Annotated in this window: 12 protein-coding genes; 8 read left to right on the top strand and 4 right to left on the bottom strand. The window is 68.2% G+C overall.

Annotation, left to right across the window (positions count from 1 at the left end; genetic code table 11):
* The first annotated feature begins 3 nt into the window (after positions 1-3).
* The 8 genes from WKW82_RS06805 to WKW82_RS06770 all read left to right on the top strand — a co-directional run bounded on the left by WKW82_RS06805 (position 4) and on the right by WKW82_RS06770 (position 8,305).
* Positions 4-1,530 (top strand): TolC family protein, encoded by a 1,527-nt coding sequence (locus tag WKW82_RS06805; RefSeq protein ID WP_340341515.1) that lies wholly within the window; start codon positions 4-6, stop codon positions 1,528-1,530.
* Positions 1,531-1,666: 136 nt separating this feature from the next.
* Positions 1,667-2,404, top strand: a complete 738-nt coding sequence (locus tag WKW82_RS06800) for an efflux RND transporter periplasmic adaptor subunit (protein ID WP_340341514.1) — start codon at positions 1,667-1,669, stop codon at positions 2,402-2,404.
* Positions 2,401-3,744, top strand: a complete 1,344-nt coding sequence (locus WKW82_RS06795; protein WP_340341513.1) for an efflux RND transporter periplasmic adaptor subunit — start codon at positions 2,401-2,403, stop codon at positions 3,742-3,744. The genes WKW82_RS06800 and WKW82_RS06795 overlap by 4 nt, the downstream gene beginning before the upstream one ends.
* Positions 3,744-5,852, top strand: coding sequence for a site-2 protease family protein (locus WKW82_RS06790; protein WP_340341512.1), 2,109 nt, complete (start codon positions 3,744-3,746; stop codon positions 5,850-5,852). Before WKW82_RS06795 ends, WKW82_RS06790 begins: the two co-directional genes overlap by 1 nt.
* Before the next feature lie 15 nt (positions 5,853-5,867).
* Positions 5,868-6,725, top strand: a complete 858-nt coding sequence (locus WKW82_RS06785; RefSeq protein ID WP_340341511.1) for a bile acid:sodium symporter family protein — start codon at positions 5,868-5,870, stop codon at positions 6,723-6,725.
* A 105-nt stretch (positions 6,726-6,830) separates the two neighbouring features.
* Positions 6,831-7,367: a lipocalin family protein gene (locus WKW82_RS06780; RefSeq protein ID WP_340341510.1), complete on the top strand. Its 537-nt coding sequence runs from the start codon at positions 6,831-6,833 to the stop codon at positions 7,365-7,367.
* A 169-nt stretch (positions 7,368-7,536) separates the two neighbouring features.
* Entirely contained in the window at positions 7,537-7,809 is a 273-nt protein-coding gene (locus WKW82_RS06775) for a hypothetical protein (RefSeq protein ID WP_340341509.1), read from the top strand.
* Between the two features lie 40 nt (positions 7,810-7,849).
* A complete protein-coding gene (locus WKW82_RS06770) occupies positions 7,850-8,305 on the top strand; it encodes a hypothetical protein (protein ID WP_340341508.1) in 456 nt (151 codons plus the stop codon).
* A 36-nt stretch (positions 8,306-8,341) separates the two neighbouring features.
* Here WKW82_RS06770 and WKW82_RS06765 read toward each other — a convergent pair whose 3' ends face one another.
* The 4 genes from WKW82_RS06765 to WKW82_RS06750 all read right to left on the bottom strand — a co-directional run bounded on the left by WKW82_RS06765 (position 8,342) and on the right by WKW82_RS06750 (position 12,997).
* Positions 8,342-9,328 carry a DUF2950 domain-containing protein gene (locus WKW82_RS06765; protein WP_340341507.1) on the bottom strand — a complete coding sequence of 329 codons (987 nt, stop codon included), beginning with the start codon at positions 9,326-9,328 and terminating at the stop codon, positions 8,342-8,344.
* A 30-nt stretch (positions 9,329-9,358) separates the two neighbouring features.
* Positions 9,359-10,804 carry a DUF3300 domain-containing protein gene (locus WKW82_RS06760; protein WP_340341506.1) on the bottom strand — a complete coding sequence of 482 codons (1,446 nt, stop codon included), beginning with the start codon at positions 10,802-10,804 and terminating at the stop codon, positions 9,359-9,361.
* Between the two features lie 161 nt (positions 10,805-10,965).
* Positions 10,966-12,327: a formylglycine-generating enzyme family protein gene (locus WKW82_RS06755; protein ID WP_422823432.1), complete on the bottom strand. Its 1,362-nt coding sequence runs from the start codon at positions 12,325-12,327 to the stop codon at positions 10,966-10,968.
* 82 nt (positions 12,328-12,409) lie between these two features.
* A complete protein-coding gene (locus WKW82_RS06750) occupies positions 12,410-12,997 on the bottom strand; it encodes a hypothetical protein (protein ID WP_340341505.1) in 588 nt (195 codons plus the stop codon).
* Positions 12,998-13,186: the final 189 nt, after the last annotated feature.

Below are 13,186 nucleotides of genomic sequence, written 5' to 3'. Positions count from 1 at the left end.
GACGTGTGGTACTGGTCCCTCAAGGCTCCCGGCGCGGCCATGCTGGCGCTGGCGCTGGCGGCGTGCACGAACATCCGGCAGCAGCCCTACACGCAGGATGAAACCGTCGATCGGGCCAAGGCCGACCAGGTCAGGATGTACGCGGACCAGGAGCCGGTCACCGGCCCCATCACCTTCTACGAGGCCGCGGCCCGTGCGCTGAAGTACAACCTCGACCACCGCCTCAAGCTGATGGAGAGCGCGCTGGCCGTCAACCTGCGCGACGTTTCCAGCTACGAGATGCTGCCCCGCCTGGTGGCCTCGGCCGCCCGCACCGGGCGCGACAACGATTCGGGCGGCACCTCGATCGGCATCGAGGACCGCCAGGTCAGCTTGCGGGCCTCCACCTCGGAAGAGCGCTATCGCAATCTCAGCAGCCTGGGTCTGAGCTGGAGCACGCTGGATTTCAGCATTGCCTACTACCGCACCGCGCAAAAGGCGGACCAGATCCTGATGGCCGAGGAGCGGCGCCGCAAGGTCGCGCAGAACGTGTTGCAGGACGTGCGCAATGCCTACTGGCGCGCACTCGGCGCGCAGCGCCTGCTGCCGCAGGTGGACGGCCTGCTCAAGCGCACCAACGATGCGCTGCGGCAGGCCCGCGAGGCGCAGGACAAGGGCCTGATGCCGCGCCAGGAGATCCTGGCCTACCAGCGCGCCTTGCTCGACTCGGTGTCGCTGCTGACCATCCGCCGGCAGGACCTGGAGTTCTCGCAGGCGGAACTGCGCGCGCTGATGTCGCTGCCGGCCAATTCGCCGATGCAGCTGGTCGACACGCCCGACCCGGTGTTGCCGATGATCGGGCCGGACGTCAGCCAGCTCGAGCAGCTCTCGCTGGTGCGGCGGCCGGAAATCATGGAGGAGTGGTATCGCAAGCGGGTGAACGAGCGTGACATGGAGATCGCGAAGGCGCAGCTCTGGCCCAGCATCGGCGTCAGCGTCAGCACCCAGTACGACTCCAACATCTATCTCTACAACAACCACTGGAACGCCGTCGGCATCGACGTGTCGATCAACCTGCTCAAGCTGCTGGCCCTGCCGTCCCTGAACGCCACCCAACAGTCGCAGCGCGAGACCGACGACGCCCGGCGCATCGCCCTGTCGATGGCCATCCTGACGCAGGTGCGCGTGGGCGCGCTGCGCTACCAGCTCACGCTGCAGGAGGTGCAGTTCGCCAACGAAAGCCTGCGGGTCGACACCAGCCTGCTCGACTATGCGCGCGCCGCCAAGAAGACCACGCTGGGCTCGGACCTCGAGGTGATCCGGGCCGAGGGCCGCTACCTGCTGTCGCGCTACCAGCGCGAGGCCGCCTTCTCCAATGCGGAGGCCGCATGGGGGCGCCTGTACAACTCGGTGGGCCTGGACGTGTTCCCGACGGCCATCGACAGCTATGACATCAAGACCCTGGCCGCGGAGATCGAGCGCGTGACCACCGACATGGAACAGAACAAGCTGATCCGGGGAGGTACTGGTGCGAGCCTTGTCAAGCGTTGAAAGCCCAGACCCCGAGTGCCGGGTCCGGGCGACACCCGGCCCGCGCCCCTGTTGGGATCCCGTCGAGAGGGCAAGGCCACGTCGACTTGAGCTTGTCGCGCTGTTCCTCGGCATCGCCCTCGGCATCGCCCTCGGCATGCCCGTGTTCGCGCAGGCGCCCGCCGTGCCGCTGCCGGGGCAGCGGCCCGTACCCAAGTCCGCGGCCGTGGACCCGTCGGCCATCCGCGTGCTGCTGGTGGCGGAGCTGGAGACCACACTGTCGGCCCAGATGAACGGCACGCTGGGCGAAATCGGCGCGTCACTCGGCAAGCAGGTGCCCAAGGGGGCCCTGCTGGTGCAACTGCAATGCGGCGAGCAGGTGGCGCGCGCCAAGGTGGCGGAAGCCGAACTCGCCCAGGCCCGGCAGAACCTCGATGCCAAGAAGGCCTTGCGTGAATTGAATGCGGTGGGCGACATCGAGGTCTCCATGGCCAACACCGAGGCCGAGAAGGCCGCCGGTGCCCGCACCCTGGCCGTGACGCAGGCCGGCTACTGCGCGGTGCGCGCGCCTTTTGCGGCACGCGTGGCCAAGGTCTATGCCAAGTCCTTCCAGACCGTCAGCGCGGGCACGCCGCTGTTCGACATCGTGAGCGACAGCGCGCTCAAGCTGCGGCTGAACGTGCCTTCGACGCTGCTCAAGGGACTGGCGGCGGGCCAGCCTTTCACGGTCAGCATCGCGGAGACCGGCAAGACCTACCCGGCCCGCATCAGCGCCATCAATGCGCGCGTCGATGCGGTGGCGCAGACCGTGGAACTGGAAGGCAAGCTCGACGACAAGTTTCCCGACCTGATCGCCGGCATGAGCGGCATCGCGAGCTTCCCGAGCTCTCCGTGAACGACCGCGTCCAACTCCCTGCGCAACTCCTGCTCAACCTGGGCGCGCTGCGCGACAAGGCGCTGTCCGCCGATACGCTGAACACGCTGGCCTTCTCGATGGCCAACGATCTCTATCCGCTGCTGCAGTTCCGGCAGGCGCTGGTGCTGGCGCAGCGGGGAGAAAGCTTCGAGCTGCTGTGCGTGTCGGGACTGGCCAAGCCGCAGGACGATTCGCCTTACCTTGTCTGGCTGCGCCGCAGCGCGCGCTGGCTGGCGAAACAGTTGCATGGCAACGAGCCGCAGTGGCTGTCGCGCGATGCGCTGAAGCCGCCCGCCGAGGTGGCCGACGGCTGGACCGAATGGTGGCCGGCCGGCGTGTGGTGCGTGCCGCTGCAAGGGCGCAACGGCAAGCGCCTGGGGCTCATCCTGTTCCTCATGGACGCGCCGCCGTTGGAACCCTTGCAACCCTTGCTTCAAGGCCTCTGGCAGACCTGGGCCTATTGCTGGTCGACCTTGACCGGCCAGCGCCGTTTGACAAGCTGGCGCCCCGGCCGCCGGCATGCCCTGCTGGCGCTCGCGCTGATGGGCGCGCTGGCCTTGCTGCCGGTGCGGCAGACCGCGCTGGCGCCGGCCGAGATCGTCTCGCGCGAGGCCAAGATCGTCAGCTCGCCCATCGACGGCGTGATCGCGCAGATGCTGGTGCGCCCCAACCAGGCCGTGGAAGCGGGCACGCCTCTGTTCACGCTCGACGAGACCACGCTGCGCAGCCGCGCCGAGGTGCTGAGCCGGGAGGTCGCCGTGGCCGACGCCGAGTTGCTCGCGGCCAGCCAGCGCGCCTTCGACAACCCGCAGAGCAAGAGCGAACTCACGGTACTCAACGGCAAGGCGCAGCAGCGCCGATCGGAATGGGCTGCCGTGACGGCGCAACTGGCGCGCACGCATGTGGTGTCGCCACGCGCCGGCGTGGCCGTGTACAGCGACCCGAACGACTGGATCGGCAAGCCGGTGGTGACCGGCGAGCGCATCCTGCAGGTGGCCGACCCAGCGCAACCGGCGATGCTGGTGCAGCTGCCCGTGGCCGATGCCATCGCGCTCGAGGTGGGTGCGCCCGTCACGCTCTACCTCACGGCCTATCCGCTGGAACCGCTGGAGGGCAAGATCCTCGAGACCAGCTACCAGGCCCGCAGCACCGATGAAAGCGTGGTCGCCTACCGCCTGCTGGTGAGCATCGAAGGCGACGGCGGCCCGCGCCGCCTGGGCCTGCACGGCACGGCCAAGCTGTATGGCGAGCGCGTGATCCTCGGCTACTACCTGCTGCGCCGTCCCATCGCGGCGGCGCGCGCCTGGCTGGGCTGGTGATGTCGGCGTTGCCCTTCTCGCCGGAAGACCTGCCGCTGCCGCCGCTGCGTGAGGACCTGCGCCTGAGCGAAGCCGCGGCGGACCGCAGCGGGGAGCCGAGCTGGGTCATCCAGGACACCGTCATCAACCGCTTCTACCGCATCGGCTGGCTGGAGTTCGAATGCCTGCTGCGCTGGGGCCAGACGCCGCGCCTCATCAGCGAGCAGATCTCGAAGCAGACCGCGCTCAAGCCCGATGCCGAACAGGTGCTGGACTTCCGCCGCTTCCTTGAACAGAACCAGTTGCTGCGCCCCGGCCCGGACACCGTCGACCGCCTGCGAAAGCAGAGCGAGGGCAACCCGTGGCTGACCTGGAAAGGCTGGCTGCATCACTACCTGTTCTTCCGCATTCCGCTGGTGCGGCCGCAACGCATGCTTCGATCGCTGACGAAGTATCTCGGCTGGTTGTTCCATCCGCTCACGGGCTGGCTGGTGCTGGCGTTGAGCCTGCTGGGCCTGGTGCTGGTGGCGCACCAGTGGGATGCGTTCCGCAGCGCGGTGGTCGAGTCCTTCTCGGCCGAGGGCATCGTCGGCTTTGCGATCGCGGTGGCCTTCGGCAAGGCCCTGCACGAGATGGGGCATGCGCTGGTCGCCACGCGGCTGGGCCTGAAGGTGGCGCACATGGGCGTGGCCTTCGTGGTGCTGTGGCCGATGCTCTACACCGACACCGGCGAGGCCTGGAAGCTGCGAAGTTCGCGCCAGCGCCTGGCCATTGCGAGCGCCGGCATCCTGACGGAGCTGTCGCTCGCCGGCCTGGCGACGCTGGCCTGGGCCGTGAGCGAGCCGGGTGCATTGCGCGACGGCTTCTTCTACCTGGCGACCACGAGCTGGGTGCTGTCGATCGCGCTCAACGCGAGCCCGTTCATGCGCTTCGACGGCTACTTCATCCTGTCGGACCTGCTGGATTTTCCGAACCTGCATGAGCGCTCGCAACGCTTCGCGCGCGTGGCCTTGCGGCGCGGATTGCTGGGTCTGCAAGAGGAATGGCCCGAGCCCTTCAGCGCCGGGCGGCGCCGTGCCCTCATAGCCTTCGCGATGGTCACCTGGCTGTACCGGCTGGTGCTGTTCGCCGGCATCGCGGTGGCGGTGTACCTGCTGTTCTTCAAGGTGCTGGGGATCTTCCTGTTCGCGGTGGAGATCGCATGGTTCATCGTGCGTCCGGTCTGGCGCGAAATGGGGCACTGGTGGTCCCGGAGGGCAGGCATTCCCATGCGACGCAAGTTCTATGTTCTGGCCTTCATGGCCGCGATGGTGGCCTTGCTGGCGATACCGTGGCAGACGCAGATCCATGCCTACGGCGTGGCGCGGGCCGAGCATCAGCTGCGCGTGTTCGCGCCCTTCGCCGCGCTGATCCGCGACATCCGCGGCATGGGCACGGTGCAGGCCGGTGACGCGCTGGTCACGCTGGAGCAACCCGACATCACCGAGCGCATGGCGCGCAGCGAAGCCGGTGTGCGCAGCTTCAACGCGCGCCTCACTGGCTTGATGGCGGAACCCGCCGGCCTCACCGAGGAGGCCGCCACGCGCCAGCGCCTGGGCGTGCAGATCCAGGAGGAGCGCGCGGCCCGCTCCGAGATCGCGCGCCTCAACCTGCAAGCGCCTTTCGCCGGCCAATGGCGCGATGTCGACCCGAACTGGCAGGCCGGCCAATGGACCGGCACCAAGGAGGCGCTGGGCGTGCTGGTCGACCCGCGCAGCTGGCAAGTCGATGCCTACATCAAGCCGGACGAGGTGCACCGCATCGAGGCCGGCGCCGGCGTGCGCTTCTATCCGGAAGGGCACTTCACACCCATCGAAGGCCGCGTCATCGCCATCGGCAGCACGCGTGTCGCGCAACTCGAACATCGCATGCTGGCCAACCGCTACGGCGGCCCGCTGGCCACGTCGAAGCAGGGCGAGGCGCTGGTGCCGACGCCCGCGCTGTTCCATGTGCTGGTGCAACTCGATGCGCCGCCGCCGGCGCTGCAGGAGGTACGCGGCCACCTGCAGATCGACGGCGCGCGCCGCAGCCTGTTGGAAGAAGGTGCGACGCAACTGCTGGCGGTGCTGCGGCGCGAGAGTGGTTTCTGAACAAAGGACGGTGCAATGACAGCACGCGATTGGGTCATCCTTGCCTTGCAGGCGAGCATCATCGTGACGGTGTTCGGCTTCGGCCTGCGCGCCACCATGGAAGACGTGATGTACGTCTTCAAGCGGCCCGGGCTGCTGTTGCGCTCGCTGCTCGCGATGTTCGTGATCATGCCGATCGTGGCCGTCGCGTTGGCGAAGGCCTTCGACTTCCGCTACGCGGTCGAGGCCGCGCTGGTCGTGCTCTCGATCTCGCCCGTGCCGCCGCTGCTGCCGCGACGGCATGACAAGGCCGGCGGGAAAGCGTCCTATGGGCTCGGGCTGATGGTGACGATGGCCTTGCTGTCGATGGCCATCATCCCGCTGGAGATGAAGCTGCTCGACCTGTTCTACAACAAGACCTTCGCCATGCCGCCCGAAGCCATCGCGAAGATCATCTTCACCGCCGCGGTGCTGCCCTTGCTGGCGGGCATGCTGTGCAACCGCTTCATCCCGAAGATCGCCGCGCGCGTGGCCCGGCCGGCCATCCTCGCGGGCGAGTGGCTCCTCCCCATCGCGGGCGTGGCGATCGTCGTCGCCGCCCACCGTGCGCTCGGCGCCTTGCTCGGCGATGGCACGCTGATCGCGATCGTGGTGTTCGTGGCCATCGCGCTGGCCGTGGGCCACTGGCTGGGCGGCCCCGATCCCGAGGAGCGGGAGGTGCTCGCGCTGTCGACCGCCTGCCGGCACCCCGGCATCGCCATTGCCATCGCTACCGCCAACGCGACCGGCGGCGAGATGAACCAGGTGCCCGCGGCCATCATGTTGTACCTGCTGGTGAGCATCATCGCGACGGTGCCGTATGTGAAGTGGCAGGCGAAGCGGTTGAAGCGTTGAATTCAATGGAACTGGCGCCGAAATTCTTTTCAGTCGGCTGATCCCTCTCGCCCGGCGCTGCGTACAAGGCTCGACTGGCACTGTTGCCGGTTTGAGGACAAGCCCATGGTTCTGCGAATCGTTGCCCTGGCATGCATTGCCGCGCTGGCCGCTTGCGCGACCGTTTCCGGGAACAACCGGCCCCCGGTGACCCTGGTCCCGCGCGTGGACCTGCCGCGCTTCATGGGGAACTGGTACGTCATCGCCAGCATTCCCACCCGGCTGGAGAACGGCGCCCACAATGCCATGGAGAACTACCGGCTCGACCCGGACGGCACCATCCCGACCACCTTCACTTTCAACGCCGACGCCTTCGATGGCCCCGTCAAGAGCTACACGTCCCGCGGCTTCGTCCTCGACGAAAAGTCAGGCGCCATCTGGGGCCAGCAATACATCTGGCCCATCAAGGCGGACTACCGGATCTCCTGGCTGTCGCCCGACTACACGCAGACCGTGATCACGCGGGACAAGCGCGACTACGTCTGGATCATGGCGCGCACGCCGAGCATTTCCAGCCAGGACCTGGCGCGCCTGACGGAGTTCGTCGCGAGCCAGGGCTACGACCCCGCCAGGTTGCGCAAGGTGCCGCAGAAGGGCGGATGATTTCTCGCGCAAGGGCCAGCGCGCCGCCATCGTCTTCGCATGGGGTCGTCTGCGCCGTTGCATTTCATTGACCTTCTTTATAGACTGCCTTCTTCTGGGACTGTCGGACCTCGGCCTCGACCCGTTGCCGCCGAGCAAGTAATCACCCTGCCGCAGGGCTCGGACCACGATGCGCTCAGCCCTCCGTCTTGTCGTAGGCATTTACGCTTTGCTTGGCTTGCTCAGCCTGCTCCTGATACCGGCAAGCGCCCACGGTTGGTTCGGGGTCGCCAGCGACCCGCTGTCAGCGGTTTTTGCCTTGGCACTTGCGCTTCCGTGGACGGTGTTGCTCTTCGCATTGCCGCCGATGCCGACCTGGCTCAGCTTCATGCTCCTTGCGCTCGGAATGACACTGAACGTCGTCGCAGGGATGCTCCTCGTCCGACGAATGCGCGCCGGTTAGCGACCACGCGCGTCGCCATCCACCACCCAGCAGGAAACACATGACGTCAAGCAATCCACGCATCCCGAAGCAAGCCGACGGCGCCTCGCCACGCTGGAAGGCAGCCATTGCTGCGCTGCTGCTCGTATCCGCCTCGGCAAGCCAGGCGCAGCCGGCGGTCCCCGCGCAAGCGCTCAATTTTGCGAAGGGTGCGAGCCAGGGCACTGCGACAGGAAAGCTTCAAGGCCCGAACAGCGACGTGCGAGACCACGTGCTGCGCGCACGCGCGGGCCAGACCATGACCGTCAACCTCGAATCCGCTTCGAAGTCCATCTACTTCAATGTGCTGCCGCCCGACTCCGAAGAGGCGTTGTACCAAGGGGAAATCGGCGGCGAGCCTCGCTGGACGGGCGCGCTTCCGAAGGACGGCATGTATCGGGTGCGGGTGTATCTCAATCGCGCTGCATCGCGCCAGCGCGCGGCGGCGCAGTACACACTGCGAGTGGGCGTCGAATAGAACAACGCCCACCTGGACAGGACCAGCGCAAGGCAGTCATTCACTGGCCTTGTTCCACGTCCCATCCGGATTGAAGCGCTGCATCCCCGCCGCGACATACGAGGTCTGCGGCCCCAGGTCGCGTTCGTACACCACGCCGTCCTGGTTCACGATGAAGCTCATCACGCCGCTGCGGCCGTAGTCGACCGGCCAGGCCAGCAGGCCGAAGCCCGCGATCATCCGCTTGCCGATCACATAGGTCCGGGCGCCATCGCGCGCACCGGTGCCCTGGCCGGTGAGGACCTTGAAGCGATAACCGTGGTAGCCCTGCCGACCATCCTTGGGGAGGTAGTCCTCGCCGAGCGGGCTTTCGTCGCCCAGATCCTGGCTCCAGATCAGGCCGTCGCGCTTGCCGGGGGTGCTGATGAGCCTCTGCGCGTACTCCCGCAGGCCGTCGCCGTTGCGGTCCGACAAGGCGTATTCGCGCTGCGCGTCGAGGTAGGCCAGCGAGGCCTGGATGGCCGAATGCTCGTTCTCGCCGATGCGGCGTTCCAGCAGCGCCTCGCGTCCGCCGTGCAGGTCGAAGTGCCAGCGCCGGTTCCAGCCCTGCACGAGCGGAATGGGCAGCACCCAGCCGTCGGCGCCGACCACCACGTCGGCATGGCCGTCCTTGATGTTGACAGTGGTCGACTGGCGGGCCTTGTCGAGGAAGGCATCGCGGTCCCGCGGGTCGACCCCCTCGGGCGGAAACAGGGCGCGCCAGCCGACGCCGAGCACGCGGCCCAGCGCGTCGTTGTCGCGGGACTCGACGGCGGCGACCAGTGCGTCCGCGGCTTGCCGGGGCTCGGGGAAGGGTGCCTGCGCATGGGCTGGCAGGGCGGCCGTGCACGCAGCGGCGGCCAACGCCGTCGCGCCCAGCGCGTGGCGTACGGGGCCCCTGGAGCCGGGCCGCGCCCGGTCGATTCCACGAGAGGGATCACATCGGGTTGGCAAGGCCATGTCGACGTGGGAAGGGGGGCCGAATGCGCGGACTGTTCGTGCCATGGCATGGACTCCAAAGTTGCTTCGACCTGCTCAACGATGCCGACCGCCACCCATGTGGCCGCCGCCATGCATGCCCCCGCCCGCTCGCATGCCCCCGCCGCCACTCGCACGCGGTGCAACCGCCGCACGCGTTCCACCCGCCGCACGCGTGCCACCCCCCGCGCGCATCCCGCCGCTCGCCGCGCGGCCACCGCCACCCCGCGCGCTGGCGCCGGAGAATTTCGGATGCTGGGCGCTCGACGCCAGGCTGGTGCGGCCGCGGTTGGCGTTGGCGCGAGACGCGCCGCTGTTGCGAACGCCGGAGAGTGCGTTGTCGTGACGCGCCTGCTTGAAATTGTCGGCACGCGCCGCGCCGCCCGCGCCGCCCGCGCCGCCCGCGCCGCCCGCGCCGCGCTTGCCGGCCGTGGCGCCCGCGAAGTTGGATCGCCCAGTGTTGCGCGCCGCCTTGCTGGCCCGCTCGCGGTCCGCGCCCTGCAGCCGTTGCCGTCCTGCGACCGGATCGGCGCCGCGCGCCTTCAATTGCTGCGCCGCCCGGTCTCGCTGCGCCTGGCGGCCATCCTTGCCGCGGAAATTCTGGCGGTCCTGCGCGCTGGCGAACTGCCTGTCACCGCCGAAGCGGGCGCGGCTGCCCGCGTCGCGATACGGCACATGGCCGCGGCGGTCGGGGTTGAAGTTGAAGTTGCCGTTGCTGATCGTGCGGCTGGTGTGGATGCTGTTGAAGCGGTTGACGTTGATGTTGACGTTGCGCCCGCCCCAGCCAAAGCCGCCCCACAGCGCGTTGTTGATGCCGACCACCGCCGCGCCCCAGACGAAGCCCGCCGCGAAGGCCGCGCCCGGGTAGTAGTAGGCCGGCGGCGGCCAGTAGACCGGTGGATAGGCCGGGTACGGCCAGGCCCCGTACACCACCGAGGGCTGGTACACCGGCACGTACACCTGCTGCGGCTGCGCCGGTTCGATGACGATGGATTGCCTGCCGCCTTCGTCGGACGTCGACACCACCTGCTGGCTGTTCGACTGCAGGTTGCCGGACTGCTGGGCCCGGCTGCGCAGGGACTGGATGCGGTCCATCACGCGGCCGGGGTCGGCCAGGAACGCGTCGCCGAGGTTCTGCACATCGCCCGGTCGCGCATCCATCATCGCCAGGACCTGCGGGAAGGCGGTGAGCGATTGCACCGCGGGCTCCCAGGGCTGGTCGGCGACCTGGGAGATCGCCGCGTCGCCCTTCACGTCGGGATGCGCCTTCGACCAGGCCGCCGCGGCGGTCACGTCGGCCGGATAGGTGCTGGCCATGAGCACTTGCGAGAGCAGGGAGTCGGGGTAGAGCGCGATGGGCGCGAGGATCTGGTCGAGTTCCTCGTCCCTGAATTCACCTTCCGCCGCGTGCGCCGGCCCGTGCAGGGCGCCCAGGAGCAGGAGCAGCGGCAGCAGCAACAAAGAGAACCAGCGAACACCGCTTGCGGGGTGGAGAGACCTCATTTCCTGACTCCTTCGGCCGGGGCCGACAAGTGGGATGAAACTCGACTCAGGATCGCAACAGGACGAACGCAGGCCAAGGAGGCTCTGATCAAGTCCCCCGCGGACCGCGCATCCTCGGCTCGGGCGGTCTGCGGCGTTGCAAATCCTCGCCATAGCTTTGGCTATGGCTGTGGTTTGCGCCTTGCATCCCATCCCGCGCCGAGGCGCGCGGCCTCGCGGCGGACTTGATCAGAGTCTCCCTGACCGGCTGGCTTGGGCGCGTCGCTCACCAGCCGGAAGCCGATGTGGCTCATGGGGTTGAAAGGGTCGTTGCCGCGCCGTGCGCTCGGGCGGTAGCTCAGGCAATAGTCTTCGTTGCAAAGGAAGGAACCGCCGCGCGTCACGCGTCGCGGCGCGGCGGGCGGGACACCGGCATCGTCCGGGTCCCAGCTGTCCTGCGGGCCGGCGGGGTTGTCGAGGGGCTTGTTGTTGCCTTGCGCCTTGGCTTGCTGTTGGAAATGGTCGGCGCGAAACCAGTCGGCCACCCATTGCCAGGCATTGCCGGTCATGTCGACCAGGCCGTAGCCGTTGGGCAGGAAGGTGCCGACCGGCTGGGTGCCGATCGCGCCGCCGGCCTTGGCGCTCACCACGGGAATCGCCGGGACCACCGGAAAGCGGCCCCTGGCGGACTTGTCCCAGATGTTGGCCATCGGCTGGCCGTCGGGTTGGTAATCGTCGCCCCAGGCATAGGTGGCCTGTTCGAGCCCGCCGCGTGCGGCGAACTCCCATTCGGCCTCGGTGGGGAGGCGCTTGCCGGCCCACCTGGCATAGGCCAGCGCGTCCTCGTAGCTGACCTGCACCACGGGGTGGTCGTCCTTGCCCGCGATGCTGCTGCCGGGGCCTTGCGGCGCCTTCCAGTTGGCGCCGGGAACGTAGCGCCACCATTGCGACCAGTCGCGCAGGTCCACGGGCTTGTCGGTGCCGACGAAGACCATGGCGCCCGCGACCAGCGCTTCCTCTGGCGGCCTGGGCGTGCCGGGCGGACTCTGCACGCGCAGGGTGTCCCAGTCGGGCTTGCGCTCGGCGGTGGTCAGGTAGTGCGTGGTGTCGACGAAGGCACGGAATTGCGCGTTGGTGACGTGCGATCGGTCCATCCAGAAACCGCGCACCTGCACCGGATGGGCGGGCTTCTCGTTGGGCTGCGCCAGCTTGCTGTCGCTGCCCATCTGGAAGACCCCGCCGGGAACCCACACCATGCCTTGGGGGCCGCGCACGCCGTCACCGGCGATGACCGCGGGCCGTGCCGCGGGCTTGCTTGCGCCCATGCTGGCGGCGGGCTGCGGCTGGCGCGACTGCCACCATGCCGAGGCGCCGTAGGCTGCGCCGCCCACCGCCGCCGCGCCAAGCGCGGCGAGCAGCAAGTTCCTTCGCGTCGACGGGGGCTGCGCCGCGGGCGCACCTGTCGCCGCCTTGCCCGGTGCACCGCCCATGTGCGCAGCATCGGCGCCGATGCGTGCCTTGTTGCGTTGGCGTTTGCTGCTCATGGGTCCGGTGGGTCTTCCCTGTGGCCCCGCGCTCGACCTGTGTGTGGTGCACAGGCCGAAGCCAGGGCGCGGGGGCTGCGGCCTACTTCTTCTTGGCGACGCGCTCCACGCTCAGCACGGCGGCCTCGGTGAACACGGCGCGCACTTCGCTGCCGGCCTTCATCTTGCTCACGTCCATGTCGTCGGGGATCTTGACGGTGACGGTGCGCGAGACGCCGCGCAGCTTGGCCGTGCGCGCCTTCCGGTCGATCGACTGGACCACGGCCAGCACTTCGACCGTGCGCGCGGCGCCCGATCCGGGCAATCCGCCGGCCGGTGCCTTGGCTTCGGCGGTGGTTTCGATGCGCTCGCGGATGCCGTTGTTCTTGGCGACCGGCTCGAGTTGGGTCGCGACGGCGGCAACGTAACGCAGCACGAGTTGATCGCCGACACGGACCTGGTCGAAGTTCTTGACGGATTCGGGAACCTCGAAGGAGGACAGGGTGCCATCCGGCCCCTTCAACACGGCAATGCGGCGGGCCTTGTCGAGTTCGATGACGGTGGCACGGGTGACGAGTTCGCCGCCGGTGGCGCGAATCTCCTCGGCCGACTTGGCAGGCTTGGTGTCCTGGGCGAATGCAGCCTGGGACAGCGCAAGAACGCCAGCCAGAACGATCACGGAATAACGCATATGAATTTCACTCCCACTTGTGTTGAAAAAATCGATGACCTTGCGGCTGAGCTGTCGCATCGGTTGTCGGCGAACCATCGCGTGAAGAATGTAGCGGATATCCCTTGCAGGGTGGCACTCTCGATCATTCGTTGCACCAAGGTGCAATCGCACGCGGCATGACAGCGTTTGCATGCGGGTTGGCAAGCT

This window comes from Variovorax rhizosphaerae (assembly GCF_037889975.1).
GTDB lineage: Bacteria > Pseudomonadota > Gammaproteobacteria > Burkholderiales > Burkholderiaceae_C > Variovorax > Variovorax rhizosphaerae.
Note: the sequence above shows the minus strand (reverse complement) of the source record. Positions and strands in the feature narration are given on the sequence as shown.